Here is a 24,974-nt window from a genome sequence, read left to right on the forward strand (position 1 = left end):
AAGTCTTCCGTGGAAAATATCGGCGTCTTCAACAGCGCACAGGGCGCTGAGGCCTCCGGCCTCCGCAATCTCAAACGGGTCTACTGGAACCTCGAGGCGCCTGCTCTCTACGAGCAGTCCCTGACCCGGGGCGAGACCAAGCTCGTGCAGGGCGGTGCACTTCTGGCCGATACCGGCGTGCACACGGGCCGTTCGCCCAAGGACAAGTTCGTGGTGCACGACGAGACCACGGAGAACACGGTCTGGTGGGACAACAACGGTGCCATCACGCCCGGCCATTTCGACACCCTGCTGGCCGACTTCCTGGCCCATGCCGAGGGCAAGGAGCTGTTCGCCCAGGATCTCTACGGCGGTGCCGATCCGGCCTACCGGGTCAAGGCGCGTGTCTTTACGGAATACGCCTGGCACTCGCTCTTCATCCGCAACCTGCTGATCCGTCCCGACCGGGGCGAGCTCGCGGATTACGCGCCCGGCCTGACCATCATCGACCTGCCGTCCTTCAAGGCCGACCCGGCCCGGCACGGCTGCCGTACGGAGACGGTCATCGCCTGCGACTTCAAGCGCAAGATCGTGCTCATCGGCGGCACGTCCTATGCGGGCGAGATGAAGAAGTCGGTCTTCACCTATCTCAACTACGTGCTGCCCGCCCAGAAGGTCATGCCCATGCATTGCTCCGCCAATGTGGGCGACCAGGGCGACGTGGCGGTGTTCTTCGGCCTCTCCGGCACCGGTAAGACCACACTCTCGGCCGATCCGAACCGGGTCCTGCTCGGCGACGACGAGCATGGCTGGGGCCCGAACGGCGTGTTCAACTTCGAGGGCGGCTGCTACGCCAAGACCATCCGGCTCTCCCGCGAGGCCGAGCCCGAGATCTTCGCCACCACCGAGCGCTTCGGCACGGTGCTGGAGAACGTCACCATCGATCCCATCACGCGCATCCCCGATTTCGACGACGCCTCGAAGACGGAGAACACGCGCTGCGCCTATCCGCTCGACTTCATTCCTAATGCGAGCTCGACGGGCCGCGCGGGCATTCCGAAGAACATCGTGATGCTCACCTGCGATGCCTTCGGTGTGCTGCCCCCCATCGCGAAGCTGACGCCCGCCGAGGCCATGTACCATTTCCTCTCCGGCTACACGGCGAAGGTCGCGGGCACGGAGAAGGGCGTAAAGGATCCGGAGGCCACCTTCTCCACCTGCTTCGGCGCGCCCTTCATGCCGCGTCACCCGTCCGAATACGGCAACCTGCTGCGCGATCTCATCGCCAAGCACTCGGTGGATTGCTGGCTCGTCAACACGGGCTGGACGGGCGGCAAGTACGGCGTCGGCCGGCGCATGCCGATCCGCGTCACCCGCCGCCTGCTGACCGCGGCGCTCGACGGCTCGCTGTCCCGCGCCGATTTCCGCCGCGACCCGTATTTCGGCTTCGCGGTGCCGACCTCGGTGCCCGGCGTCGAGCCGCACATCCTGTATCCGGTGAAGACCTGGCAGAACAAGGCGGAGTTCGCCGAGACCGCCAAGCGCCTGATCGACATGTTCAACGAGAACTTCAAGCGCTTCGAGGGCCATGTGGACGCCGATGTCCGCTCGGCCGCGCCGCAGACGTCGATCGCGGCATAACGACGATCTCGATTCTCTTCCAACGGAAGGCGGCCCAAGGGCCGCCTTTTTTGTTTGTCCGTCCCACGAGCAGCGCTCCCCACCCATGCGCTGCGGGAATTCCGACTGACCGAAAAGAATGTATGATGACAGGCAAATAAGATGGGGCCGAAAGCCTCATGAGCCAGGTGGGATACGCCCGTGACCCGATTGACAGGTGTCCTTTTTGCGATTGCCGCAAACGGGCTTTTCGCGACCAGCGACACCCTGGTGAAGCTCCTCTCCCTGCATTATCCCATCTTCCAGATCATCGCCATGCAGGCGAGCGTCGCCTGTGTCGTGGTAGGCATCGTCATCTGGCGCGACAAGGCCTACAGGCTCTCGGCGGTGCGCAATCCGAAGATGCTGATCGGGCGCGGCTTTCTCGCCGGCGTGGGGACGGTCTCCGGGTTCTATGCCTTCTCGCTCCTGCCGCTTGCGGATGTCTATGCGATCACCTTCGGCTCGCCGCTCGTCGTCACGGTCGCGGCCGCGTGGCTCCTCGGCGAACGAACGGGGCCGGCCCGATGGGTCGCGATCCTCGTCGGCTTCTCCGGCATCCTGGTCATGGTCCAGCCGGGCTATGCGGCTTTGTCGCCCGGGCATCTGGCGGCGTTCCTCAACGTCTTCGTCGGAGCGAGCGTTATCCTGATCATGCGCACCATCGGATCGCAGGAAAACCGCGCCATCATGGTTGCGGCCGTGATGGCCGGCCAGCTGACCGCAAGCCTGCCCGGCCTGTCCCTGAGCCATGCGCCAGAGTGGAGCGATGTCGGGCTCGTGATCGTCTCCGGCCTCGTGATGGTGTCGGCGCAGTTCCTGATGATCGAGTCTCTCCGTCGCGCGCCGGCATCGAGCGTCGCGCCCATGCAATACACCAAACTCATCTGGGCCCTTCCGGTCGGGCTGTTCATGTTCGGCGACGAGCCGAAGCTGCACGTTCTCGCCGGAGCCGTCGTGGTGATCGGGTCGGTCCTGTATCTCCTCGATCATCAGCGGAGGGCGGACAACAGGGTGGCCCGCCACGAAAGGATCACGTCCAAATGTCCGGAGCCGTCACCACAGCAGGAATGAGAGCTCAGACGAGCATGTCCTGAACAACGAAGAACGGGATGTGCATCACATGCCGGTACGTTTCGCCTGGACGCAGCACGGCGGAGGGGAAATGCGGGACGTTCGGCGCATTCGGATAATTCTGCGTCTCGAGCGCGAAACCGGCATGCCTGTCATAGACGGCGCCGTCCTTGCCGGTGGCCGGAACCTTGCCGAAATGGTTGGCCGTGTAGAATTGAACACCCGGCTGGTTGGTCCAGATCTCCAACCCCCGGCGTGAGACGGGATCGACGGCCCGCGCGGCGCGTCGCAGAGGCCGTCCGTTGTCGTTGAGACAGAAATTGTGATCGTAGCCGGCCTCCGGGAGCTGCGCCGTGTCGTCGATCATCGCACCGATGGGCCGTGCCATCCTGAAATCGAAGGCCGTGCCGGCGACGGGCGCCACCTCGCCGGTCGGAATCTTTCCGGGGCCGACGGGCGTGTAATGGTCGGCGTCGATCAGGAGATGCTGTTCGCGGACATGTCCGGACCCGTGTCCGGCGAGATTCCAGTAACCGTGATAGGCAAGGTTCACGATGGTCGGGCGATCCGTCGTCGCTTCCATGACGATTTCGAGCGCCGGTTGGTCCGTCAGCCTGTACGTGACCGCCGTGGTGACGGCCCCGGGATAGCCCTCGTCGCCGTCGGGCCGTTTCAGGATCAGCCGAACGGCCTTGTTCGCCGTATCGGCCTCGCCGGTCCAGATCCTCTTGCTGAAGCCGCGAAAGCCGCCGTGAATGTGGTTCGGCGGCTCATTCGGCGAGAGGGTATAAGTCTCGCCGTCGAGGGTGAAGCGTGCATCGGCGATGCGGTTGGCGTAGCGGCCGCAGATTGCGCCCGCCGAGCCGCGATTCTGAACGTAGGACGCAGGGTCGTCATAGCCGAGGACGATGTCGGCCTGCCGCCCGTCGCCGTCGGGGACGAACAGGCGGTTCAAGGCGGCCGCATAGGTGATGATCGTGGCGCGGGCTCGTCCCGCCTCGATGTCGAAGGCTTCGACCGGCTCGCCGTCGATGGCGCCGAAGGCGTATTTCTGGATGCTCATGGGCTGACGCGAAAATGCCGGCGGCGCCGCGATGCGGCGGCACGGCCGGCCAGGGGAGGATCAGTGGATCTCGGGCTCCGGCACGCCGCCGGATCCTTCGAGGAAGTCGAAGTCGCAGCCCTCGTCGGCCTGCCGGATGTGCTGGGCGAAGAGCTTGTTGTAGCCGCGCGGATAATCGCGCGGCGGCGGCGACCATGTGCGCAGGCGATCCGTGATCTGCTCGTCGCTCACATGCAGATGGATCGAGCGGTTCGGCACGTCGACCGTGATGAGGTCTCCCGTCCGCACCGCGGCCAGCGGTCCGCCGATATGCGCTTCCGGCGAGACGTGCAGGATGCAGGCGCCGTAACTGGTGCCGCTCATGCGCGCATCGGAGATGCGCAGCATGTCGCGCACGCCCTGTCGCAGCAGCTTCTTCGGGATCGGCAGCATGCCCCATTCCGGCATGCCCGGCCCGCCGATGGGGCCGGCATTGCGCAGCACCATGATGTGATCGGGCGTGACGTCGAGGTCCAGGTCGTTCACGGCCTTCGTCATCTCGTCATAGGTGTCGAAAACGATGGCCGGTCCCGTGTGCTGCAGCAGGCGCGGTTCCGCCGCGGGCGGCTTGATCACGCAGCCCTTCGGAGCCAGGTTGCCGCGCAGGATGGCGGTGCCGCCGGAAGCCGCGATCGGCTTGTCGAGCGGGCGGATCACGTCGTCGTTGTAGACCGCCGCGCCTTCCAGTGCGTCGCGCAGGGTGCCGGTGACGGTGCGCTCGTCGAGATGCAGCATCGATGCGAGGCGAGACAGAAGGCCACGGATGCCGCCGGCGATATGGAAGTCCTCCATCAGCCATTGGCCCGAGGGCCGCACGTTGGCGATCACCGGGACCTTTTGGGCGAAATCGTCGAAATCCTGCAGCGAAACCTCGATGCCGGCGCGCCCTGCCATGGCCACGAGATGGATCATCGCGTTGGTCGAGCCGGCGAGCGCGTTGTGAACCATCAGGGCGTTCTCGAACGAGCGCCGCGTGAGGATGTCGCTGGGTTTCAGATCGTCCCAGACCATCTCGACGATCTTCCGCCCGGTGAGGCTCGCCATGCGCGGATGAGCGGCGTCGACGGCCGGGATGGAGGCGGCGCCGGGCAGGCTCAGGCCCAGCGTCTCGACGATGGACGTCATGGTCGAGGCCGTGCCCATGGTCATGCAGGTACCGGGCGAGCGCGCGATGCCGGCCTCCATGTCGTTCCATTGCTGGTTCGTGATGGTGCCGGCTTCCTTCTCGGCCCAGTACTTCCAGATGTCCGATCCGGAGCCCAGGATCGTGCCGGCATGATGACCGCGGATCATGGGACCGGCCGGCATGAAGATCATCGGCAGGTTCATGCTAATCGCGCCCATGACGGTGGCGGGCGTGGTCTTATCGCAGCCGCCCATGAGCACCGCGCCGTCGACCGGATGGGAGCGAAGGAGTTCCTCTACCTCCAGGGCGAGCAGGTTGCGGTAGAGCATCGTGGTCGGCTTGACGAAGTTCTCCGACAACGACAGTGCCGGCAGTTCGATGGGGAACCCGCCCGCCTGCCAGACGCCGCGCTTCACATCCTCGACGCGCGCACGGAAATGCGAATGGCAGGGATTGATGTCGCTCCAGGTGTTGATGATCGCGATCACCGGCTTGCCCATGAAGTCTTCACGGGCATAGCCCATCTGAAGCGTCCGGGAGCGATGCCCGAAGGAGCGCAGATCGGTGACGCCAAACCAGCGGTAGCTTCTCAACTGTTCGGGCGATCGCTTGGCCATTCTCGTTTCACTCCCCGCGCCTGACGGCGCAAAAGCCATATGTCATACAACTTTAAAAATTCGTCGTCGTTTTGAGGCCGGCTGTCAAGTGCAGCCATCCCTTTTGTACGGCTTGCCGGGTCAGGCTTTGGCGGCGGAGCGGATTTTGACGGCCTTGGGGGCGGACGCGTCGGATGCCTGCAGAATCCGCGCCGAATAACGGTTGCGGCTGTTGGCCAGATGCGCGCGCATCATGGCGGCGGCGAGGTTCGAGTCGCCCATGGCGATGGCGTCCCGGATCGCCCTGTGCTCGCGCTCGATCACGCTGAGATAGTCGCGCTGGCGCTGGTCCGTTCCCACGGGGTCCAGCTGGCCGGAGCGGCGGGGGACGGCGAATTCTCCGAGGAAGTCCAGGAAGCGTGCGAAGTAGGGGTTCTTGGTGGCGCCCGCGAGGATGCGGTGGAACTCGAGATCGGCCGCAATGCCGTAATCCTCGCCCTTGGTGATGTTCTCCAGGGCCCGGTCGAGCGCCGCCATTTCCTCGTCTGTGCGGCGCACGGCGGCCAGCGACGCGGCCTCCACCTCCACGGCGAGGCGCAGTTCCAGCATGGCCAGGATGTCGTCCACCTCGCCGTTGCTGAGAGATGCGAAGAAATCCGATTTCGGCGGGGGCGGGAGCACGAAGGCGCCGGCGCCCTGCCGGGTCTGGACGAGCTTGGCCGCCTTCAGGGCCGCCACGGCCTCGCGCACGACGGTCCGGCTGACGCCGGCGGCGGCCGCGAGTTCGGCTTCGGTCGGCAACCGGTCGCCCGCCTGCAGCCGTCCTTCGGCGATCTCGCGGGAGATCGCTTCCGCCAGATCGCTCACGAGATTGCGCTTGCGGGCGACGGTGTTGAGGGACAGGTCGGAAAGGAAGGAGCGTTCGTTCATGGGGCCGTTGATGCCTCTTGCAAGGCGCTGAGAAAGAAAGATGTCTGGATGCTGCTTCCAACTGGTTCGGAAGCGATCCGCCAAGCCCGCGCCGGGTTCCGGAGCTTCGACCGGCCGCGCGGGCGATGTGCCCGATCCGGCCGGCCAACTTGTCGTATGTCCCACTAGCTTGCCGGCGTCTCCCAAGTCAAAAGAAATTGTTATTACAGCAGCTTTCCCTGGTGGAAATCCGTCTTTGGAGCACAAGTGTGCACGGATGCGGGCCGCTTGTCAAAATTTGTATGTTGCCATACAAGATATGCCGCAAGTCCAGCGCCTAAGCTCGACAAAGGGAATCAGGGAGAGAACGCATGAAGACATGGCTCGCCGCGATAGGCCTTTCGCTTCTCGGCGCAGGGGCTGGATTCGCCTCCGCGCAGGCGCAGGGATCGGACTGGCCGCAGAAGCAGGTTACGATCGTCGTGCCCTTCGGCCCGGGCGGCACGACCGACCTCTTCGCCCGCCTCGTGGCCGAGCAGCTCCATGCGAAATACGGCAAGCCCTTCATCATCGAGAACCGTCCCGGCGCCGGCGGCAATATCGGCACGACGGCGGTCGCCAAGGCCGCGCCCGACGGCCACACCCTGCTCGTCGGCACGGTGAGCACGCACGCGATCAACCCGTTCCTCTACAAGAACCTGCCCCATGATGCCGAGAAGGACTTCGTGCCGATCACGGGCTTGGCCAAGCTTCCCAATCTTCTGGTGGTGAGCCCCAAGATTCCGGTGAAGACGTTTACGGAATTCGTCGACTACGCAAAGCAAAATCCCGGCAAGCTGAACTACGGCTCGTCCGGGGCCGGAACGTCGCAGCACCTCGCGGCCGAGCTGTTCCAGCTCAAGACCGGCGCCAAGATGACCCATGTGCCGTTCCGCTCGTCCCAGGACATCGTCAACGGGCTGATCGGCGGACATATCGATCTGGCCTTCGACAACATGACCATCGCCTGGCCTCAGGCGCAGGGCGGAACCGTGCGGGCGCTCGCCGTCACCAGCCCCGACCGCAGCCAGCAGGCGCCCGAGATCCCGACCGTCGCCGAGACGCTGACCGGGTTCGATGCGACCTCCTGGAACGGATTGTGGGCGCCGGCCGGCACGCCGCAGGCCATCGTCGATACGATCGCGGCCGATGTGAAGACCATTCTCGAGAAGCCCGAGATCCAGAAGAAGGCGGCCGAAATGGCCTCGGTCACCGCGGCGATGACCCCGAAGCAGTTCGCCGAATACATCCAGAGCGAGCGGCAGAAATGGTCCGAGGTCGTCAAGACCGTCGGCATCCAGATCGGCCAGTGAGCGCCTACCCTTGAAGAATGCGGCCGGGCAGGCCCTGGCCGCTGCAGAACTGCCCTGAAACCAGCGAGACAATCTCCATGCTGACGACCATCGACACCTCTCACCTCGCCCGTTCCGTTCTGGCGGTTCCGCCATTCGCCCTGACGGGCGATTTCGAGATCAACCGGGAGGCCAATGCGAAGCTGATCCGCCATCTCGAGGCCGGCGGCGTGTCGACCCTGCTCTATGGCGGCAACGCCAATGTCCATAACTGGCCGGTGTCGAAATTCGCCGCATGGCTCGACAGCCTCGAGGAAGCGGTGGCCGAGGATACGTGGCTGATCCCCTCGGTCGGGCCCGACTGGGGCAAGCTCGTCGACGAGGCGGCGATCCTGAAGTCGCGCCGCTATCCCGTCGCGATGGCGCTGCCGATGATCGCCCCGCAGACCCCCGAGGGCGTGGTGCGTGGGCTGCAGGATTTCGTGGATCGCTCAGGCGTGCCGCTGATCGTCTACATCAAGACCGATCAATACGTGCCCGCCGAGGCGATGGGGCGGCTCGTGGAGCAGGGCGCCGTCTTCGGCATCAAGTATGCGGTTCCGCGCGCCGACCTGACGCAGGATTCCTATCTGCAGGAGCTGATCGACGCGGTCGGCGCCGAGCGCATCGTCAGCGGCTTCGGCGAGCCTCCGGCGCTGCCGCATCTCACGCATTTCAAGCTCGCCGGTTTCACCGCAGGCTGCGTCTGCATCGCGCCGCACCTATCCATGACTTTCCTCCATGCGCTGAAGCGCGGCGACGAGGCCGAGGCGCGGCGCCAGCTGGAGGTCTTCATGCCGCTCGAGGCCCTGCGCGAGCGCCACAACGCGATCCGGGTCCTTCACACCGCCGTGTCTCTCTCGGGCGTGGCCGATATGGGGCCGATCCTGCCGCTCCTCACCGAGGCCGATCCGGCAGTTCATGGCGACATCCGGGAGGCCGCCCGGGCGCTTCTCGCGGCCGAAATGACCGCTCGACAGAAGGCCGCGGCTGCGTAATCTGGCGGGCATCATCGGTCGGCCGGCCCCGTGCCGGCAGCATGCAAGGCGTCTGTGATCTCTATGCCGGAACTCCACTCCGATCTCCTGGGCGCGCTCTCCGCGCGCCTGGGAGCCAAGCACGTCATCGCCGATCCCGCCGGGATGGAGAGCTATCTCGTCGAGGAGCGGAAGCTCTATCGCGGCACCGCCCTGGCGGTGGTCCGGCCCGGCAGCACGGAAGAAGTCGCCTTCGTGGTGCGGGAATGCGCCAGGGCGAAGGTCGCCGTGGTGCCGCAGGGGGGCAATACCGGGCTCGTCGGGGGAGGTGTGCCGCACACGGGCATCGTCCTGTCTCTGGCTAGGCTCGACCGCATCCGCGAGGTCAATCCCTTCAACGCCACCATGATCGTCGAGGCCGGTTGCATCCTGAGGAATGTTCAGGATGCGGCGGAAAAGGTCGACTGCATCTTCCCGCTGTCGCTCGCCTCGGAAGGATCCTGCCGGATCGGCGGCAACATCTCGACCAATGCCGGCGGCGTGAACGTTCTGCGCTACGGCAACACCCGCGAACTCGTGCTCGGGCTCGAAGTCGTCCTCGCCGACGGCCGGATCTGGAACGGGTTGAAGAGCCTGCGCAAGGACAATACCGGTTACGACCTGAAGAACCTCTTCATCGGTTCGGAAGGAACCCTCGGCATCGTCACGGCCGCGGTGCTGAAGCTCTTTCCGAAACCGAAGACACGCGTGACGGCCTTCATCGGCTGCGCCTCGCCCCATGCCGCGCTCGACCTTTTCGAAGGTCTGCGCCAGACCATGGGCGACGAGCTCACGGCCTTCGAGTTCATGCCGCATTTCGCCCTGGATATCGTGCTCAGGCACGCGCCCGGCGCGGTTCGCCCCTTGAGCGGCGACCATGCCGCCTATGCGCTGATCGAAGTCGCGTCGCCGGATCCCGATCTCGATCTGCGCGAGCTTCTGGAGAAAGCCCTGGGTGCCGCCTTCGAGAACGGCACCGTCGAGGACGCGGCCATCGCCGCGAGTGAGGCTCAGAACGCGGCTCTCTGGCACCTGCGCGAAAGCCTCTCCGACGTGCAGGGTCTCGAAGGAGGCTCGATCAAGCACGACGTTTCCGTGCCGGTCTCCGATGTCGCCGATTTCATCGTCACGGCGAGCCGGGCCTGCGAGGAGGCGTTGCCCGGGATCCGCGTCTGCGCCTTCGGCCATTTCGGGGACGGCAACATCCACTTCAACCTGACCCAGCCGGTCGACATGGAAAAGCCGCTCTTTCTGGCCCAATGGGAGCGCTTCAACCGGATCGTCCACGACATCGTCCACGCCATGAACGGATCGATTTCCGCCGAGCACGGGGTCGGCCTGATCAAGCGCGACGAGTTGGCACGCTACAAGGATCCGGTGGCGCTCGACCTGATGAAGACCCTGAAACGGGCGCTCGATCCGCAGAACATCCTCAATCCCGGAAAGGTCGTCGCCCTGGAGGGCGATCTTCCGCCGGCGCTGCCTATGGGGAAGAAGGGATGATGAGTGGCTTCGAAGAAGAGATCGGCCGATCAAACTCTCACCTCATCCTGAGGAGCCTGCGGAGCAGGCATCTCGAAGGAGGATCCAGAGAGCATCGGAGACGCCCTGATCCTTCGAGACGGAGCTAAAGCTCCTCCTCAGGATGAGGGCTAAGGGAAAGTCAAAGTCGTGCGCCGAAACCGGAGATCAACAAGCCGCATTCCCACCGCCCGTTTCGTTTCGGCGCCGATTGAGGTAACAACATCAAACCTGCAAGGTTGGCCGGCCGCCGTCGGTCCGTAAAATCTGGAGCTTCATGAGCGTCCCCGCCGTCAGCAAGCAAGCCGTTCGAGATGCCGAAGCGACCAAGCGGCGGATCCTCGATGCGGCGACGGCCGAGTTCGCAGGCCACGGCTATGGCGGGGCGCGGGTGGACCAGATCGCGGAAGCCGCCCGCACCAACAAGCGCATGCTCTATTATTATTACGGGAGCAAGGAGGCGCTGTTTCTCGCAACCCTCGAAGCGGCCTATGACCATATCCGCGCCGCCGAGCGCGAGCTGCACCTGGAAGAGCTTTCGCCCCTGCAGGCGCTCGAGGAGCTCGTGCGGTTCACGTGGAACTATTTCGTCCAGTATCCCGAGTTCATGATGCTGCTCAACGCGGAGAACCAGCATCACGCCAAGCACCTGAAGAAATCCACCCGGGTGCACACCATGAACTCCCCGGTCATCGAGACGATCGGGGTCATCCTCAAGCGGGGCGAGAAGGCCAGGACCATCCGTCCCGGCATCGACCCGGTCCAGCTTTACGTCTCCATTGCCGGGCTCTGCTACTTCTACCTGTCGAACGTCTACACCCTGTCCGTGGCCTTCGGCCGCGAGCTTCTGTCCCCGCCGGCCATGAAGGAGCGCATCGACCACGTGGTCGATTTCGTCCTGGCGGGCGTGCGCGCCTGAATTTTCCAAACAGCGCTTGACATGTCCGACAACCGGGCATCTAATTAACCAGGTAGTTACATAGAGCGGCTGAAGCCGCCTGCCCATGCCCTTTGGAAACGCCCTGGAGCATCGTGCGAAGAAGTGGGAACCGGTTCTTCGCGAAGAACGATGCTCCTCGAAGAAATAGAGCAAGCACTCTGATCCCGTCGGAATGCCTGCTCTAGAGGAAGACGCTGCATGACGTCGAAGCTCGCGCGCGCCAGTCAAAACCTGCTGAATTCCGCCTGGATCAAGCCGTTCGGGCTTCTCGTCCTCACGGTCGTGCTCTGGGACCTCACGGTCCGGATCTTCGCGATCCCGGCCTATCTGGTCCCGCCGCCGAAGGACGTGGCCGTGGCCTTCTGGAACGAGGGCGGCATGCTGCTCCGGGAGGCCGTCCCGACCACGACGGCCACGCTCGGCGGCTTCCTCCTGTCCGCCCTGTTCGGCATCCCGATCGCCATGCTCATCGCGGGGTCGCGAACGGTCGAATCTTACGTCTATCCGCTGCTCGTCTTCTCGCAGTCGATCCCCAAGGTCGCGGTAGCACCGCTCTTCGTGGTGTGGTTCGGCTTCGGCATGGCCCCGAAGGTGATCTCCGCGTTCCTGCTCGGGTTCTTCCCCGTGGTCGTCGCCGGCGTGCAGGGCTTCAAATCGCTCGATCCCGAAATGCGCGACCTCGTGCGCTCCATGAAGGCGTCGCGCCTGCAAGCCTTCACCATGGTCAACCTGCCGCACGCGCTGCCGGCGATCTTCTCCGGCCTGAAGGTCTCCGTCACGCTGGCCGTCGTCGGTGCTGTCGTGGGAGAATTCGTCGGCGCCAATTCGGGCATCGGCTTCGTGCTGCAGCGGTCCATCGGCAATTTCGAGCTGCCGACCATGTTCGCGGCCCTCGTCATCCTGGCGCTGATCAGCGTCATCCTCTTCTGGATCATCGATCTCGTCGAGCGTTTCACCGTGCCGTGGCACGCCAGCCAGCGGCACGACTTTGCAGCAACCGCCTAAAACAAAAAGGCGGAGCCCATAACACCATCGGAGGAAGTCCATGAAGAAACGTACGTTCCTGAAAGCTACCCTCTTTGCCGCCACCGCTCTCATGCCCTTCGTGTCGCTGCCGGCGCAGGCCGCCGACAAGGTCGTGCTGATGCTCAACTGGTATGTCTATGGCGAGCATGCGCCGTTCTACTACGGCAAGGAGAAGGGGCTTTACGCCGCCGAGGGAATCGATCTCGAAATCCAGGAGGGGCGCGGCTCGGCAGTCACCGTGCAGGCGGTGGCCGCGAAGACCGTCGACTTCGCCTATGCGGACGTTCCGACCATGATCCGCGCGGCGGTCAAGGGCGCGCCCGTCATGTCTCCCGGCGTGCTGCTGCAGAAGAACCCCATGTCCGTGATGGGCTTCTCCGAGAAGAACATCCGTAAGGCCGAGGACCTGCGCGGCAAGACGGTGGCGACGACACCGGGCGATTCCATGTCGCAGATCTGGCCGCTCTTCCTGAAGAAGGCTGGCCTCAAGGAGAGCGAGATGCGCATCGTGTCCGGTGATGCGCAGACGAAGCTCAATGCGGTGATCAACGGCCAGGCCGACGTTCTCCTCGGCTATGTCATGGACCAGAGCATGAAGATCAAGGACGCGACGGGCAAGAACGTCACGCCGGTCATGTTCGCGGATTACGGCGTCAACCTCGTGTCCTCCGGCATCATCGCGCACAAGGATACCCTGAAGGACAAGGCCGACCTCGTGCGCCGCTTCATGAGCGCCACCACCAAGGCGATCGAGGGCGCGGAGAAAGCCCCGACCGAGGCCACGCAGGCCGTGCTGAAGGCCCTGCCGAAGGCCGGAAAGCCCGATACGCTGCAGGAGGGCTTCGAGCTGACGATCCCGCTCTACCGCACGGAAGAGACGAAGAATCAGCGCCCGTTCAACGTCACCGACGCCAACATGGCCGAGACGGTGAATCTCCTCATCGAATACGGCGGACTCGATCCGGCCGCGAAGGAGAATCCCAAGGCGTTCTACACCCGCGACTTCCTGCCGAAGGCCACGCAGTGAGCAGGACCGCGCGCGCCATGGCACATCTTCGTGTCATACCAAAAAGCGAGGCGTCCGCGCCTCGCAACATGATCGAGATCCGCAACCTTGCGAAAACCTATCGCACCCGGGGCGGCGACGTTCCATCCCTGCGGCCGATCAACCTCGACATCACCGACGGCGAGTTCGTCGCCGTGGTCGGGCCGTCGGGCTGCGGCAAGTCCACGCTTCTGAAGCTCGTGGCGGGCCTCATCCCGTCGAGCGAGGGCGAGGTCCAGATCGGCGGTGTCGCCGTCCGCGAGCCGCCGGACGACGTGGGCATCGTGTTCCAGAGCCCGGTGCTGCTGCCCTGGCGCTCGGTGCTGCGCAACGTGATGATGCCCGTGGAGGTGCGAAAGCTCGACCGGGAAACCCATCTCGCCCGCGCCCGCAAGCTCCTGTCGATGGCCGGGCTCGAGGACTTTCAGAACAAATATCCCTGGCAGCTTTCCGGCGGCATGCAGCAGCGCACCGCCATCTGCCGGGCGCTGGTGCATGATCCGAAGATCGTGCTCATGGACGAGCCTTTCGGCGCGCTCGACGCCATGACGCGCGAGCGCATGAATCTCGAATTGCAGCGCATCCACCACGAGACCGGGAAGACGATCCTCCTGATCACCCACTCGATTCCCGAGGCGGTGTTTCTGGCGGATCGCGTGGTCGTCATGTCCGAGCGGCCGGGTGCGATTGCGGCGATCTACGACGTGACGCTGCCGCGGCCGCGCAACCTGGAGATCATGGGGCACCCGACCTTCGTCGATCTCACGCAAAGGATCCGCGCTCATTTCTACGCCCGCGGTCACTTGGACTGAAGACCATGTCAGGCATCAGGCTTCGCATTCGTGACATCGAGATCTTCGAGCGCCCCATGCGGTTCGCACGGCCGTTCCGGTTCGGTCTCGTGACCGTCGACGAGGCGCCCCAGGCTTTCGTGCGGGTCGTGGTCGAGGTGGAAGGCACCGGAACCGCGACCGGCGTCACGGCCGAGATGATGATGCCGAAATGGTTCGACAAAAACCCGGCGAAGTCCCCGCAGGACACGATCGCAGACCTGAAGGCGAGCCTCGGTGAGGCTGCCCGCAACTATGCACAGGCTGAGGACTGGGACACGGCCTTCGGCCACCATGCAGGCGGTTTCGCGGCCCAGAAGATGTGGGCGGCCGACCACGGGCTTCCGGGACTCGTCGCCTCCTTCGGACCCGCGCTCGTCGACAAGGCGGTCGCCGATGCGCTCCTCAAGGCCCTGGGCCTCGACTTCGCCGAGGGTCTGCGTCGCAATGTCTTCGGCATCGACGCTCGTCTTACGACGGACCTCGCGGAGGAGCGTATCCGGTCCTTCCTGGCGGACGTCCGGCCGGTTGGCGATGTTCTTTTACGGCATACGGTCGGGCTGCTCGATTCCCTCGACGGCGCGGGCGGTCTCGAAGACGAGATCCGGCTGGCGACGCTAAGGCTCTTCAAGATCAAGATCGGCGGCGACGTTGATGCGGATATCGCGCGCTTGGCGGCCATCCATAACCTCCTGTCGCGGCACGTTCCCGACTACCGCGCCACCCTCGACGCCAATGAGCAGTACGATCCGCAGCGCCTGCGGGTTCTGCTTCAGGAAATGAACAGCGGCGCCTTGCGCGCCTTCCGCGATCATCTTCTCTACATCGAGCAGCCCTTCGACCGGGCAGGGACCTTCGCCGCCCCTTTGGGCGACCTCGCGGACGAGATCCCGTTCATCATCGACGAGGCGGACGGCGATTACGATGCTTTCCCGCGCGCGGTGGAACTCGGCTATCGCGGCGTGTCCTCGAAGGCCTGCAAAGGGTTCTACAAATCCGTTCTGAACGCCGTCCGCGTATCGGTTTTGAATGAGACGCAGCCGGCGAAGTTCTTCGTCTCCGCCGAGGATCTCACCTGTCAGGCGGGGCTGGGGATCCAACAGGATACGGCGCTCGTCGCGGCGCTCGGCCTGTCTCATGCCGAGCGCAACGGACATCACTACGTCGAGGGTTTCGGCCCGGCATCGGACGCGGAAGCGGCGCGCTTCTTAGCCGCGCATCCCGATCTCTACCGGAAGCAGGGCAAGCGGATCGGCCTTGCCTTCGAGCGAGGATCGCTCCCGACCGTTTCTCTTCTGTCCGCTCCGGGCTTCGCCAGCGGCGCCGAGCCCAACTGGGACAGTCTCGTTCCGCTCGCACAACACCATCTTTCATAGGGGATATATTATGGCACAGCGCAGATTGGGCATCGTGATGCACGGCATCACCGGCCGCATGGGCATGAACCAGCACCTCATCCGTTCCGTCGCGGCGATCCGCGCCCAGGGCGGTGTCACGCTCTCGGACGGGTCGAAGGTGCAGCTCGATCCCATCCTGGTCGGCCGCAACGCGGACAAGATCCAGGAGCTCGCCAAGACCTACGGCATCGACCGCTGGACGACCGACCTGGATGCCGCCATCGCCGATCCGAAGGACGAGATCTTCTTCGACGCGGCCACGACCCAGATGCGCCCGACCCTGCTGGAGCAGGCGATCAATGCCGGCAAGCACATCTATTGCGAGAAGCCGATCTCCACGAACCTGCCGGAGGCCTTGAAGATCGTCCGCCTCGCCCGTGAGAAGGGCGTGAAGAACGGCACCGTGCAGGACAAGCTGTTCCTGCCGGGCCTGCAGAAGCTGAAGATGCTGCGCGATTCCGGCTTCTTCGGCCGCATGCTCTCCGTGCGCGGCGAGTTCGGCTATTGGGTGTTCGAGGGCGATTGGGGCCAGCCGGCGCAGCGTCCGTCCTGGAACTATCGTGCCGAGGACGGCGGCGGCATGATCCTCGACATGGTCTGCCACTGGCGCTACGTGCTCGACAATCTCTTCGGCGAGGTCCGTTCGGTCTCCTGCATCGGCTCGACGCATATTCCCGAGCGCGTGGACGAGAAGGGCAAGACCTATCAGGCGACAGCCGACGATTCGGCCTATGCCACCTTCATGCTCGATGGCGGCGTGATCGCCCACATCAATATGTCCTGGTGCACCCGCGTCTATCGCGACGATCTCGTCACCTTCCACGTGGACGGCACGCACGGCTCGGCCGTCGCCGGCCTCACCGATTGCGTGATCCAGCCGCGTCAGGCCACGCCCCGCCCGGTCTGGAACCCGGACCAGAAGCAGACCATCGATTTCTACGACACCTGGCAGCCGGTTCCTGACAACACGGTCTACGACAACGGCTTCAAGACCCAATGGGAGATGTTCGTCCGCCACGTGGTCGAGGATGCACCCTACAAGTACACGCTGGTGGAAGGCGCCAAGGGCGTGCAGCTCGTGGAATGCGCGCTGGAAAGCTGGCGCGAGCGCCGCTGGGTCGACGTGCCGCCGCTGAACGTGGGCGCCGCGAAGGAGAAGCAGCATGAACCGGCCTGAGTCCATCAGCGCCCTGTCGATCCGCCTGCCGCAGACGGATCGCAGTCTGGAGACCTACAAGCTCTCCGCGCCGAAATCCTTCCCCGAGAAGGCAAACGGGCCGATGAACCGCATCGCGTTCTCGGCCGCCCATGTGGTGGCCGATCCGCTCGCCGATGCGGATCCGTGGCTGCAGGCCGCCATCGACTGGGACAAGACCATCGCCTATCGCGAGCGCCTGTGGGATCTCGGCCTCGGCGTGGCGGAAGCGATGGACACCGCGCAGCGCGGCATGGGCCTCGACTGGCCCACCTCCCTCGAACTGATCCGCCGCTCGGTTGGCGCCGCCAAGGCGCGCGGCGATGCCCTGGTGTTCTCCGGCGCCGGCACGGACCATCTCGCACCCGAGGCGGCGCGCAGCATCGACGACGTGATCCGTGCCTACGAGGAGCAGTTCGCCGCCATCGAGGCGGTCGGCGGACGCATCATCCTCATGGCCTCGCGGGCTCTCGCGCGCGTCGCCCAATCGCCGGACGATTACGTCAAGGTCTACAACCGGATCCTCGGCCAGGCGAAGGAGCCCGTGATCATTCACTGGCTCGGCGACATGTTCGATCCGGCCCTTGCGGGCTATTGGGGCACGGCCGATCTCGATGCCGCCATGGACACGGCCGTGTCGATCATCAACGACAACGCGTCCAAGGTCGACGGCGTCAAGATCTCCCTCCTCGACAAGGACAAGGAGATCGCCATGCGCCGTCGCCTCGACGGGCGCGTGCGGATGTATACGGGCGACGACTTCAACTATGCGGAGCTGATCGCCGGCGATGATCAGGGCTATTCGCATGCGCTGCTCGGCATCTTCGATGCCATCGCGCCCGCGGCTTCGTCCGCGCTCGTGAGTCTCGCGGCCGGTGATCTCGATGCGTTCCACGAGACCCTCGCGCCGACAGTCCCGCTGTCGCGGCACATCTTCCGGGCGCCGACGCGGTTCTACAAGACCGGCGTGGTGTTCATGGCCTACCTCAACGGCCATCAGGACCATTTCACCATGGTCGGCGGACAGGAGAGCGCGCGCTCGACCCTGCATCTCGCCGAACTCTTCCGTCTGGCGGACAAGGCCGGCCTGCTGCGGGATCCGGATCTCGCGGTGGAGCGCATGCGCTTCGTCCTCGCCACGCACGGCGTGGAGGCGTGACGCATGCGTGACTTTTCCGGCGATCACCGCGCCCTGTCGATCAACACGGCGACCGTGAGAAAGCAGGGCGATCTCGTGGCCATCACGGAGGCCTGCGCCCGGGCCGACATCAAGGCGATCTCGCCCTGGCGCGATCAGGTGGCGCATGTGGGTCTCAATCGGGCCGTGGCGGCCGTGAAGGATGCGGGGCTCGAACTCTCCGGCTATTGCCGCGGCGGCATGTTTCCGGCCGATGCGGCACGGATGCAGGAAGCCACCGACGATAATCGCCGCGCCGTGGACGAGGCGGTCGCCCTCGGCGCTCCCTGTCTCGTGCTCGTGGTCGGCGGCCTGCCGCAATATTCGCGGCCGGGCTGTCACGCCTCGAAGGACATCGATGCCGCCCGCGCTATGGTGGAGGACGGGATCGCGACCCTGCTCGAGTATTCCCGCCAGGCCGGCCTGCCGCTCGCCATCGAGCCGCTGCATCCCATGTATGCGGCGGACCGCGCCTGCGTGAACACCATGCGCCAGGCGCTCGACATCTGCGACCGGGTCGATCCGGAGCGGACCGGCATGCTCGGCCTTGCGGTCGACGTCTATCACGTGTGGTGGGATCCGGAGCTGAAGGAGCAGATCCGGCGCACGGGACAGGACCGGCTGCTCGCCTATCACGTCTGCGACTGGCTGGTGCCCACCACGGACCTGCTGCTCGATCGCGGCATGATGGGCGACGGCGTCATCGACCTGCGCGGCATCCGTGAGGCCGTCGAGGCGGTCGGCTTCGCGGGCTACTCGGAAGTCGAGATCTTCTCGGAAAACAATTGGTGGAAACGTCCGATGGAGGAGGTGCTCGCCACCTGCATCGAGCGTCACCGCACGGTCGTCTGAACCGACGCTATTAGAGCATCGTACGGAAAAGTGGATCCGGTTTTCCGTACGAACGATGCTCTCATCTGAGAGGAAGCATCGGATTCGATCCCAAAAGTGCAAGTCCACTTTTGGGTCCGATGCTTTAGGATCTTTGACATCGTGTCTTTGAACATTGGCTCCCGCCTACGGGCGGGAGCCGCACAATCTCACGCGGCGAGAACGGATCGCAGCAGATACGGCGCACCGGCTGCCTCCGCGATCTCCTGCACTTTCAGTTTCAATGTCTCGGGGATCGGGATGCCCGTTGCGAGACGCTCCTCTCGGGCCGCCCATTCCGGTTCGCCCGGTATCAAGACCGGCTCGTCCTCACGGATGGGCTTCGTGGCATGGAGCGTATCGACGATCGCTTCCACGTCGGCCTGGAACTCATCGAACGGCCTGAAGGCCGCCGGGTTCAAGGCCATGAAGAAATGGCCGATATTGTCGGGATCGGACGGCTTCTGCGTCCGGTTCCTCACCGGCGAGAAGGATGCGCCGGACAGGGTGCCCGACAGGATCTGGGCGATCAGGCCGAGCCCGTAGCCCTTATGGCCTCCCATATCGCTGCCGTCGCCCCCGATGGGAGTGAGGCCACCCTCGCGGCCCTCGAAAATCTGGCGAAAAGCCTGTCCTGAATCGGTGACCGGCTGCCCCTGGCCGTCGATCACCCACCCAGGGGGAAGCTCCTTGCCCTGGAGGGCATAGACCTTCACCTTGTTGGCCGCCACGACGCTGGTGGAAATGTCGACGCAGATGTCCGCATGGGATCCCGCCGGCACCGCGACCGCGATCGGGTTCGTGCCGAGCACGCGTTCGACCCCGTTCGTCGGCACGACGGAGATGACGCGGGTCGTGGAAGAGACGACGCCGATCAGCCCGCGTTGTGCCGCCATCGTGGCGTAGTAACCGGCGGCGCCGAAATGGTGGGAATTGAACACCGTCACGATGCCGACATCGTGCGCCAGCGCCTTCTCGATGGCGAGATCCATGCCCATCAGGGCGGCGGGATGGCCGAGGCCCGCTCCGCCGTCGATCAGGGCCGTGCTGGCACTCTGCCGGACGATCCTGGGCTCGGCCCGAAGCCGCAGCTGACCGGCTGTCTGCATCTGGGCATATTGGGTCAGCATCGAGATGCCGTGCGAGTCGATGCCGCGCAGATCGGTCTCGACCATCACTTCGGCGGTCAGGCGCAGCTTGTCCTCGCCCATGCCCCAAGCGCGCAGGATCGCCTCGATCTGGGCGCGAATCACATCCGCCGAGAAATTCTCGCTCGCGACCATCGCCTGTTCTCTCGCGTTTAAAGTCGTGGCTCCCCTAGGGAGCCGGTGCGGAGGTGGCCTGCGCCACCTCCTTGTTCATCAGGCCGCGATGGCCTGCGCCGGGTCGAGCAGCTTCGAGACGCTGACCAGCTGGCCCGTCTTCGCGCTCTGGAGCGCCGCGATGCCGCACAGGACCGACATGGCGCCGGCGCGCGAACCGGCGCGCTGGTTCAGCGGGTCCGGCGTATCCGGCTTGAAGAGCATGTCCTGCAGCTTCGGGTCGCCGCCGAAATGCCCGCCCGGCTCATGCGGGACCTTGATGGTCTCGGCGCCGCCGAAGTTCCGCACCAGCAGGATCTCGTCGTGCTCCGGCGTCTCCCAGGGCTGACGTTCGAACTGGCGCATCTGGATGCGGCCCTTCGTTCCGTCGAAGGCGATGAAGTGGCCTTCGATCGGCATGTAGGTGTTCACCGAATAGGTGACCTGCACGCCCTTCCGGTAGCGGATCATGGCCGACATGGTGTCGGGGATGTCGATCTCCTCGCGGAATACGCAGGCGTCGCGCACATAGCCGTCCTCGCGCGAGGGATCCTCGTAGAGAGCCTCGAGCCAGGGATCCTGGCTGATGTCCATATAGTAGTCGCAATAGCTGGCATGCGGGCAGGTCTTGCAGCGCTCGCCGCGGAAGGGGCCGGCCTTGCCGTATTTGCGCAGGCTGGCGAATGCGGACACGTCCTCCGGGTCATCGTCCAGGTACCAGTTCATCAGGTCGAAATGGTGCGTGCTCTTGTGCACGAACAGGCTGCCCGAATTCTCCTCGATGGCGTGCCAGCGGCGGAAGTAGTCGGCCCCGTGCTTGTTGTCGAGGAACCAGTGGAAATCGATGGAGGTGACGTCGCCGATCACGCCCGAAGTCAGGAGTTCCTTGATCTTACGAACGGTCGGGGCGTAGCGGTAATTGAAGGTCACGTCGACGCGCTTGCCCGTGCGCTTCTCGGCTTCGAGGATGCGGCGTACCTTCTCGGCCGTCGTGGTCATCGGCTTTTCGGTGATGACGTTCACGCCGGCTTCGAGCGCCCGCACGATCATCTCGTCGTGGTTCGAATCGCGTGTGCAGATGATGACCGTGTCCGGCTTGATGGCCGCGATCATCTCCTGGGCGTCGGCATAGATCGGGGCATCGATTCCCAGGAAGCTTCTGGCGCGCTCGGCGCGAAGCCTGTTGATGTCGCACAGGGCGACGATCTCAACGAAGTCGCTGTAACCCTTGACGACGTTGATCCCCCACATGCTCGTGCCGCGATGGCCTGTGCCGATGAGGGCAATGCGTTTCCTGTTCGCGCGGTCCATACTCTTGGGTTCTCCTGCTGCTTCGCTCGTGGGCGTTCGCTGAGCGATTGATTTGTCAGACAAATATGAGCTTCATTTATTGGCAAACCAGAGGGGAGGGATCTTCTCTGTCTGATCTTTCTTAGGGAAGCTTCCGTAAAGGAGCTTAGATCGGCAAATTACATCATACAACTGGTTGACATACAACCATTCTAAATTTTAGCTTCATGTCGGATGGCGACAAACGAAAAGCGCACGCGTAGCGTACGAGGCGGAGGGATCGAAGCCTCGGCGCGCCGCAAGCCAAAGAAAAGAACTGTCGCCAAGTAAGAGGCAACAAGGCCGGGCGCCCGCCAAGCGGCGCCCAAGAGGGAGATACGCCACATGACTCATGACCTTAACCGTAGGACTCTGTTGAAGGCGGCCCTCGGGTCTGCCGGCCTCAGCGCTCTGGGAAGCCTTCCGGCTTTCGCGCAGGATGCGCGCATTCGCCTGTACTGGTGGGGCTCGAAGGAGCGCGCCGACCGCACGCTGAAAGCGGTCGGGCTCTACCAGGAGCGGAACCCGGGCGTGAAGATCGACGGCGAGACCCTGGCCTGGGGCGATTACTGGCCCCGGCTCGCCACCCAGGCTGCCGGCCGCAACGCTCCCGACCTGATCCAGATGGATTATCGCTATGTCGCGGAATATGCCCGGCGCGGCGCCCTGATGCCGCTGGACGAGTTCATGGGAAAGTCGCTCACCATCGGCGATTTCGACAAGGCTTCCCTCGACAGCTGCAAAGTCGACGGCAAGCTCTACGGCATCAATATCGGCAACAATTCGAACGCTTTGATCTACAACAAGGCCGCGTTCCAGAAGGCCGGCGTGCCCGAGCCGATCGACGTGAGCTGGGACAAGTTCTTCGAACTCGCCGCCGCCGTCACGAAGGCGCATAACGGCGAATACTTCGGGACGTCGGACGGAAGTTCCGAGGAGACAGCCTTTGAGAACTGGCTCCGCCAGCGCGGCAAGGCGCTCTACACGGAGGACGGCAAACTCGGCCTCACCGAACAGGACGCGACCGACTGGTTCGCCATGTGGGCCAAGGCGCGTGAGTCCAAGGCCTGCCCGCCGGCCGACCTGCAGGCGCTGGACAAGAACAACATCGAGACGAACCTGCTGACCCAGGGCCGCGCCGCTTGCGCGTTCAACCACTCGAACCAGTATGTCGGCTATCAAGTTCTCAACAAGAACCCGCTCGGCATCACCATGTACCCGCAGGGCGCGGGCCCGAACCCCGGCCACTACCTCAAGCCGTCGATGATGTGGAGCATTTATGCCCGCTCCAAGGTGGCCGAACAGGCGGTGAAGTTCGCCAACTTCACCGTGGAGGACGTGGACGGCGCGAAGGTTCTCGGCGTGGAGCGCGGCGTGCCCGCCTCGCCCAAGGTCCGTGACGCGGTATCGGCGGAACTCGACGACATGGGCAAGCTCGTCGTGGGCTTCATCGCTCACGTCACGCCCAAGGTCGGGCCGATCCCGCCCGCTCCGCCGAAGGGCGCCGGCGAGATCCAGACGATGCAGCGCCGGATTGCCGAGCAGGTCAGCTTCGCGCGCCTGTCCCCGGCCGATGGCGGCAAGCAGTATGTCAGCGAAGCCCAGGCCATTCTGAGCCGCGCCTGACGCGACCGCCTTTGACTCACCAGGCCGACCCAGCCGAACCGGGTCGGCCTGTCCGTCTATCATGACATTGCTGTGAGCCATTCCGTATGACAACAACTGCTCAAATCCCTTTGACGATCAGCGAGCCGGAAAAGCGCAGCAAGCGCCGCGGAAGTTTGTCCCGGGCGCTTGTGTCGTATTCCTTTCTCGCGCCCTGGCTCATCGGCTTCCTCGGGCTGACCCTCGGCCCGACGCTCGCATCCCTTTATCTGTCCTTCACCAATTTCGACCTGCTGCAGGATCCGCAGTTCATCGGATTGGCCAATTACGAGCGCATCGTCACCAACGACGTGAAGTTCTGGCATTCCATGCAGGTGACGTTCACCTACGTCATCCTGGCGGTTCCGCTGAAGCTTGCCTTCGCGCTCGGCCTCGCGATGGTGCTCAACCGCGGCATCGCCGGCCTGCCCCTGTACCGGGCTCTCTTCTATCTGCCCTCGCTGCTCGGCGCGAGCGTCGCCATCGCGGTGCTGTGGCGCCAGCTCTTCGCCAAGGACGGCCTCGCCAACGTGGCGCTGGGCCTCTTCGGCATCCAGGGGCCGAGCTGGATCTCCGACCCGAACTACTCCCTCTACACGCTGGTGCTGCTCAGTGTCTGGCAGTTCGGCTCGCCGATGATCATCTTCCTCGCCGGCCTGCGGCAGATCCCGCCTGACGTGTACGAGGCTGCGAACATCGACGGCGCCAACAAGATGCAGCAGTTCTTCAAGATCACCCTGCCGCTGCTCACGCCGGTGGTGTTCTTCAACGGCATCGTGCAGACCATCGATGCCTTCAAGGCCTTCACGCCGGCCTTCATCATCAGCGAGGGCACCGGCGGCCCGATCGACTCGACCCTCTTCTACACCCTGTACCTGTATCAGGAAGGCTTCGCCTATTTCCGCATGGGATATGCGTCGGCTCTGGCATGGATCCTGCTGATCATCATCGCCTGCTTCACCGCCTTCTCGTTCCTCACCTCTCGCTACTGGGTCCATTACAATGACTGATGCTGCAGCTACGACGCAGAAAGTCGGCGGCGCCCGCTCGCTTCTGTACCATGTGATCCTGTGTGGCGTGTCGCTGATCATGCTCTATCCGCTGCTCTGGATGCTCGCGAGCAGCTTCAAGCCGGATGACGAAATCTTCGGCAACGCCTCGCTGTGGCCGGACAGCTTTACCCTCGACGCGTATATCCGCGGCTGGAGCGGCCTGACGGTGAGCTTCGGAACCTTCTTCTGGAACTCCCTGGTGATCGCAGTGCTGAGCGTGATCGGCAACGTGATCTCCTGCTCGCTGGCGGCTTATGCCTTCGCGCGGCTGAGATTCCCGCTGAAGAACTTCTGGTTCGCCCTCATGCTCGGCACGCTGATGCTGCCGTATCACGTGACTCTGATTCCGCAATATGTGCTGTTCCTGAACCTCGACTGGGTGAACACCTTCCTGCCGCTGGTGGTGCCGAAGTTCCTGGCTGCAGACGCCTTCTTCATCTTCCTGCTCTACCAGTTCTTTCGCGGCATCCCGCGCGAGCTCGACGAGGCGGCGATCATCGACGGAGCGGGCCCCTGGCGCATCTTCTGGAGCGTCATGCTGCCCCTGTCGGTGCCGGCGCTGGCCACAGCCGCGATCTTCACCTTTATCTGGACCTGGGACGACTTCTTCGGCCCGCTCATCTACCTGAACGACGCGAGCCAGTACACGGTCCAGCTCGGTCTGCGCACCTTCGTGGACTCGACGGGCAAGTCCGACTGGAGCGCCCTGTTCGCCATGTCGGTGGTCGCTCTGATCCCTGTCCTGCTGTTCTTCGGTGTCTTCCAGCGCCTTCTCATCGAAGGCATCGCGACCACGGGCCTTAAGGGTTAAGGATC

Annotated in this window: 21 protein-coding genes; 16 read left to right on the top strand and 5 right to left on the bottom strand. The window is 64.3% G+C overall.

Going from position 1 to position 24,974, the window contains the following annotated elements:
* Nucleotides 1-9: 9 nt before the first annotated feature.
* A complete protein-coding gene (locus H0S73_RS04735) occupies nucleotides 10-1,620 on the top strand; it encodes a phosphoenolpyruvate carboxykinase (RefSeq protein ID WP_181051078.1) in 1,611 nt (536 codons plus the stop codon).
* A gap of 180 nt (nucleotides 1,621-1,800) precedes the next feature.
* Nucleotides 1,801-2,712, top strand: a complete 912-nt coding sequence (locus H0S73_RS04740) for an EamA family transporter (RefSeq protein ID WP_181051079.1) — start codon at nucleotides 1,801-1,803, stop codon at nucleotides 2,710-2,712.
* A gap of 4 nt (nucleotides 2,713-2,716) precedes the next feature.
* Here the strand turns inward: H0S73_RS04740 and H0S73_RS04745 are convergent, their stop codons facing one another.
* The 3 genes from H0S73_RS04745 to H0S73_RS04755 all read right to left on the bottom strand — a co-directional run bounded on the left by H0S73_RS04745 (nucleotide 2,717) and on the right by H0S73_RS04755 (nucleotide 6,466).
* Nucleotides 2,717-3,775 (bottom strand): aldose epimerase family protein, encoded by a 1,059-nt coding sequence (locus H0S73_RS04745; protein ID WP_181051080.1) that lies wholly within the window; start codon nucleotides 3,773-3,775, stop codon nucleotides 2,717-2,719.
* Nucleotides 3,776-3,835: 60 nt separating this feature from the next.
* Nucleotides 3,836-5,557 carry an L-arabinonate dehydratase gene (gene araD, locus H0S73_RS04750; RefSeq protein WP_181051081.1) on the bottom strand — a complete coding sequence of 574 codons (1,722 nt, stop codon included), beginning with the start codon at nucleotides 5,555-5,557 and terminating at the stop codon, nucleotides 3,836-3,838.
* 120 nt (nucleotides 5,558-5,677) lie between these two features.
* Entirely contained in the window at nucleotides 5,678-6,466 is a 789-nt protein-coding gene (locus H0S73_RS04755) for a FadR/GntR family transcriptional regulator (RefSeq protein ID WP_181051082.1), read from the bottom strand.
* Between the two features lie 350 nt (nucleotides 6,467-6,816).
* Between H0S73_RS04755 and H0S73_RS04760 the strand changes: the two genes are divergently transcribed.
* The 11 genes from H0S73_RS04760 (at nucleotide 6,817) to H0S73_RS04810 (ending at nucleotide 18,814) form a co-directional block, all read left to right on the top strand.
* Nucleotides 6,817-7,797: a Bug family tripartite tricarboxylate transporter substrate binding protein gene (locus H0S73_RS04760; protein WP_181051083.1), complete on the top strand. Its 981-nt coding sequence runs from the start codon at nucleotides 6,817-6,819 to the stop codon at nucleotides 7,795-7,797.
* A 77-nt stretch (nucleotides 7,798-7,874) separates the two neighbouring features.
* Nucleotides 7,875-8,813, top strand: coding sequence for a dihydrodipicolinate synthase family protein (locus H0S73_RS04765; RefSeq protein WP_181051084.1), 939 nt, complete (start codon nucleotides 7,875-7,877; stop codon nucleotides 8,811-8,813).
* Between the two features lie 63 nt (nucleotides 8,814-8,876).
* Nucleotides 8,877-10,334, top strand: coding sequence for an FAD-binding oxidoreductase (locus H0S73_RS04770; protein WP_181051085.1), 1,458 nt, complete (start codon nucleotides 8,877-8,879; stop codon nucleotides 10,332-10,334).
* A 295-nt stretch (nucleotides 10,335-10,629) separates the two neighbouring features.
* Nucleotides 10,630-11,271, top strand: a complete 642-nt coding sequence (locus H0S73_RS04775; RefSeq protein WP_181051086.1) for a TetR family transcriptional regulator — start codon at nucleotides 10,630-10,632, stop codon at nucleotides 11,269-11,271.
* 219 nt (nucleotides 11,272-11,490) lie between these two features.
* Entirely contained in the window at nucleotides 11,491-12,297 is an 807-nt protein-coding gene (locus H0S73_RS04780; RefSeq protein WP_181051087.1) for an ABC transporter permease, read from the top strand.
* Nucleotides 12,298-12,337: 40 nt separating this feature from the next.
* Nucleotides 12,338-13,345: an ABC transporter substrate-binding protein gene (locus H0S73_RS04785; RefSeq protein WP_181051088.1), complete on the top strand. Its 1,008-nt coding sequence runs from the start codon at nucleotides 12,338-12,340 to the stop codon at nucleotides 13,343-13,345.
* Nucleotides 13,346-13,362: 17 nt separating this feature from the next.
* Nucleotides 13,363-14,175 carry an ABC transporter ATP-binding protein gene (locus H0S73_RS04790; protein WP_181051089.1) on the top strand — a complete coding sequence of 271 codons (813 nt, stop codon included), beginning with the start codon at nucleotides 13,363-13,365 and terminating at the stop codon, nucleotides 14,173-14,175.
* 5 nt (nucleotides 14,176-14,180) lie between these two features.
* Nucleotides 14,181-15,569 (top strand): enolase-like domain-containing protein, encoded by a 1,389-nt coding sequence (locus H0S73_RS04795; RefSeq protein ID WP_181051090.1) that lies wholly within the window; start codon nucleotides 14,181-14,183, stop codon nucleotides 15,567-15,569.
* 10 nt (nucleotides 15,570-15,579) lie between these two features.
* Nucleotides 15,580-16,767, top strand: coding sequence for a Gfo/Idh/MocA family protein (locus H0S73_RS04800; RefSeq protein WP_181051091.1), 1,188 nt, complete (start codon nucleotides 15,580-15,582; stop codon nucleotides 16,765-16,767).
* The gene (locus tag H0S73_RS04805; RefSeq protein WP_181051092.1) at nucleotides 16,754-17,944 is read left to right on the top strand and encodes a dihydrodipicolinate synthase family protein; all 1,191 of its coding nucleotides are present in this window, start codon (nucleotides 16,754-16,756) and stop codon (nucleotides 17,942-17,944) included. The genes H0S73_RS04800 and H0S73_RS04805 overlap by 14 nt, the downstream gene beginning before the upstream one ends.
* 3 nt (nucleotides 17,945-17,947) lie before the next feature.
* Nucleotides 17,948-18,814: a sugar phosphate isomerase/epimerase family protein gene (locus tag H0S73_RS04810; protein ID WP_181051093.1), complete on the top strand. Its 867-nt coding sequence runs from the start codon at nucleotides 17,948-17,950 to the stop codon at nucleotides 18,812-18,814.
* 188 nt (nucleotides 18,815-19,002) lie between these two features.
* Here the strand turns inward: H0S73_RS04810 and H0S73_RS04815 are convergent, their stop codons facing one another.
* Nucleotides 19,003-20,115 (bottom strand): Ldh family oxidoreductase, encoded by a 1,113-nt coding sequence (locus tag H0S73_RS04815; protein WP_181051094.1) that lies wholly within the window; start codon nucleotides 20,113-20,115, stop codon nucleotides 19,003-19,005.
* A gap of 78 nt (nucleotides 20,116-20,193) precedes the next feature.
* The gene (locus tag H0S73_RS04820; RefSeq protein WP_181051095.1) at nucleotides 20,194-21,444 is read right to left on the bottom strand and encodes a Gfo/Idh/MocA family protein; all 1,251 of its coding nucleotides are present in this window, start codon (nucleotides 21,442-21,444) and stop codon (nucleotides 20,194-20,196) included.
* A 363-nt stretch (nucleotides 21,445-21,807) separates the two neighbouring features.
* On the opposite strand from H0S73_RS04820, the gene H0S73_RS04825 reads away from it, so the two are divergent.
* The 3 genes from H0S73_RS04825 (at nucleotide 21,808) to H0S73_RS04835 (ending at nucleotide 24,969) form a co-directional block, all read left to right on the top strand.
* Nucleotides 21,808-23,088, top strand: a complete 1,281-nt coding sequence (locus tag H0S73_RS04825; protein ID WP_181051096.1) for an ABC transporter substrate-binding protein — start codon at nucleotides 21,808-21,810, stop codon at nucleotides 23,086-23,088.
* Between the two features lie 86 nt (nucleotides 23,089-23,174).
* A complete protein-coding gene (locus H0S73_RS04830; protein WP_181051097.1) occupies nucleotides 23,175-24,116 on the top strand; it encodes a carbohydrate ABC transporter permease in 942 nt (313 codons plus the stop codon).
* Complete coding sequence (locus tag H0S73_RS04835; RefSeq protein WP_181051098.1) at nucleotides 24,109-24,969, top strand: carbohydrate ABC transporter permease; 861 nt, start codon at nucleotides 24,109-24,111, stop codon at nucleotides 24,967-24,969. Before H0S73_RS04830 ends, H0S73_RS04835 begins: the two co-directional genes overlap by 8 nt.
* Nucleotides 24,970-24,974 lie beyond the last annotated feature (5 nt).

The sequence above is a fragment of the Microvirga mediterraneensis genome (genome assembly GCF_013520865.1).
Classification (GTDB): domain Bacteria; phylum Pseudomonadota; class Alphaproteobacteria; order Rhizobiales; family Beijerinckiaceae; genus Microvirga; species Microvirga mediterraneensis.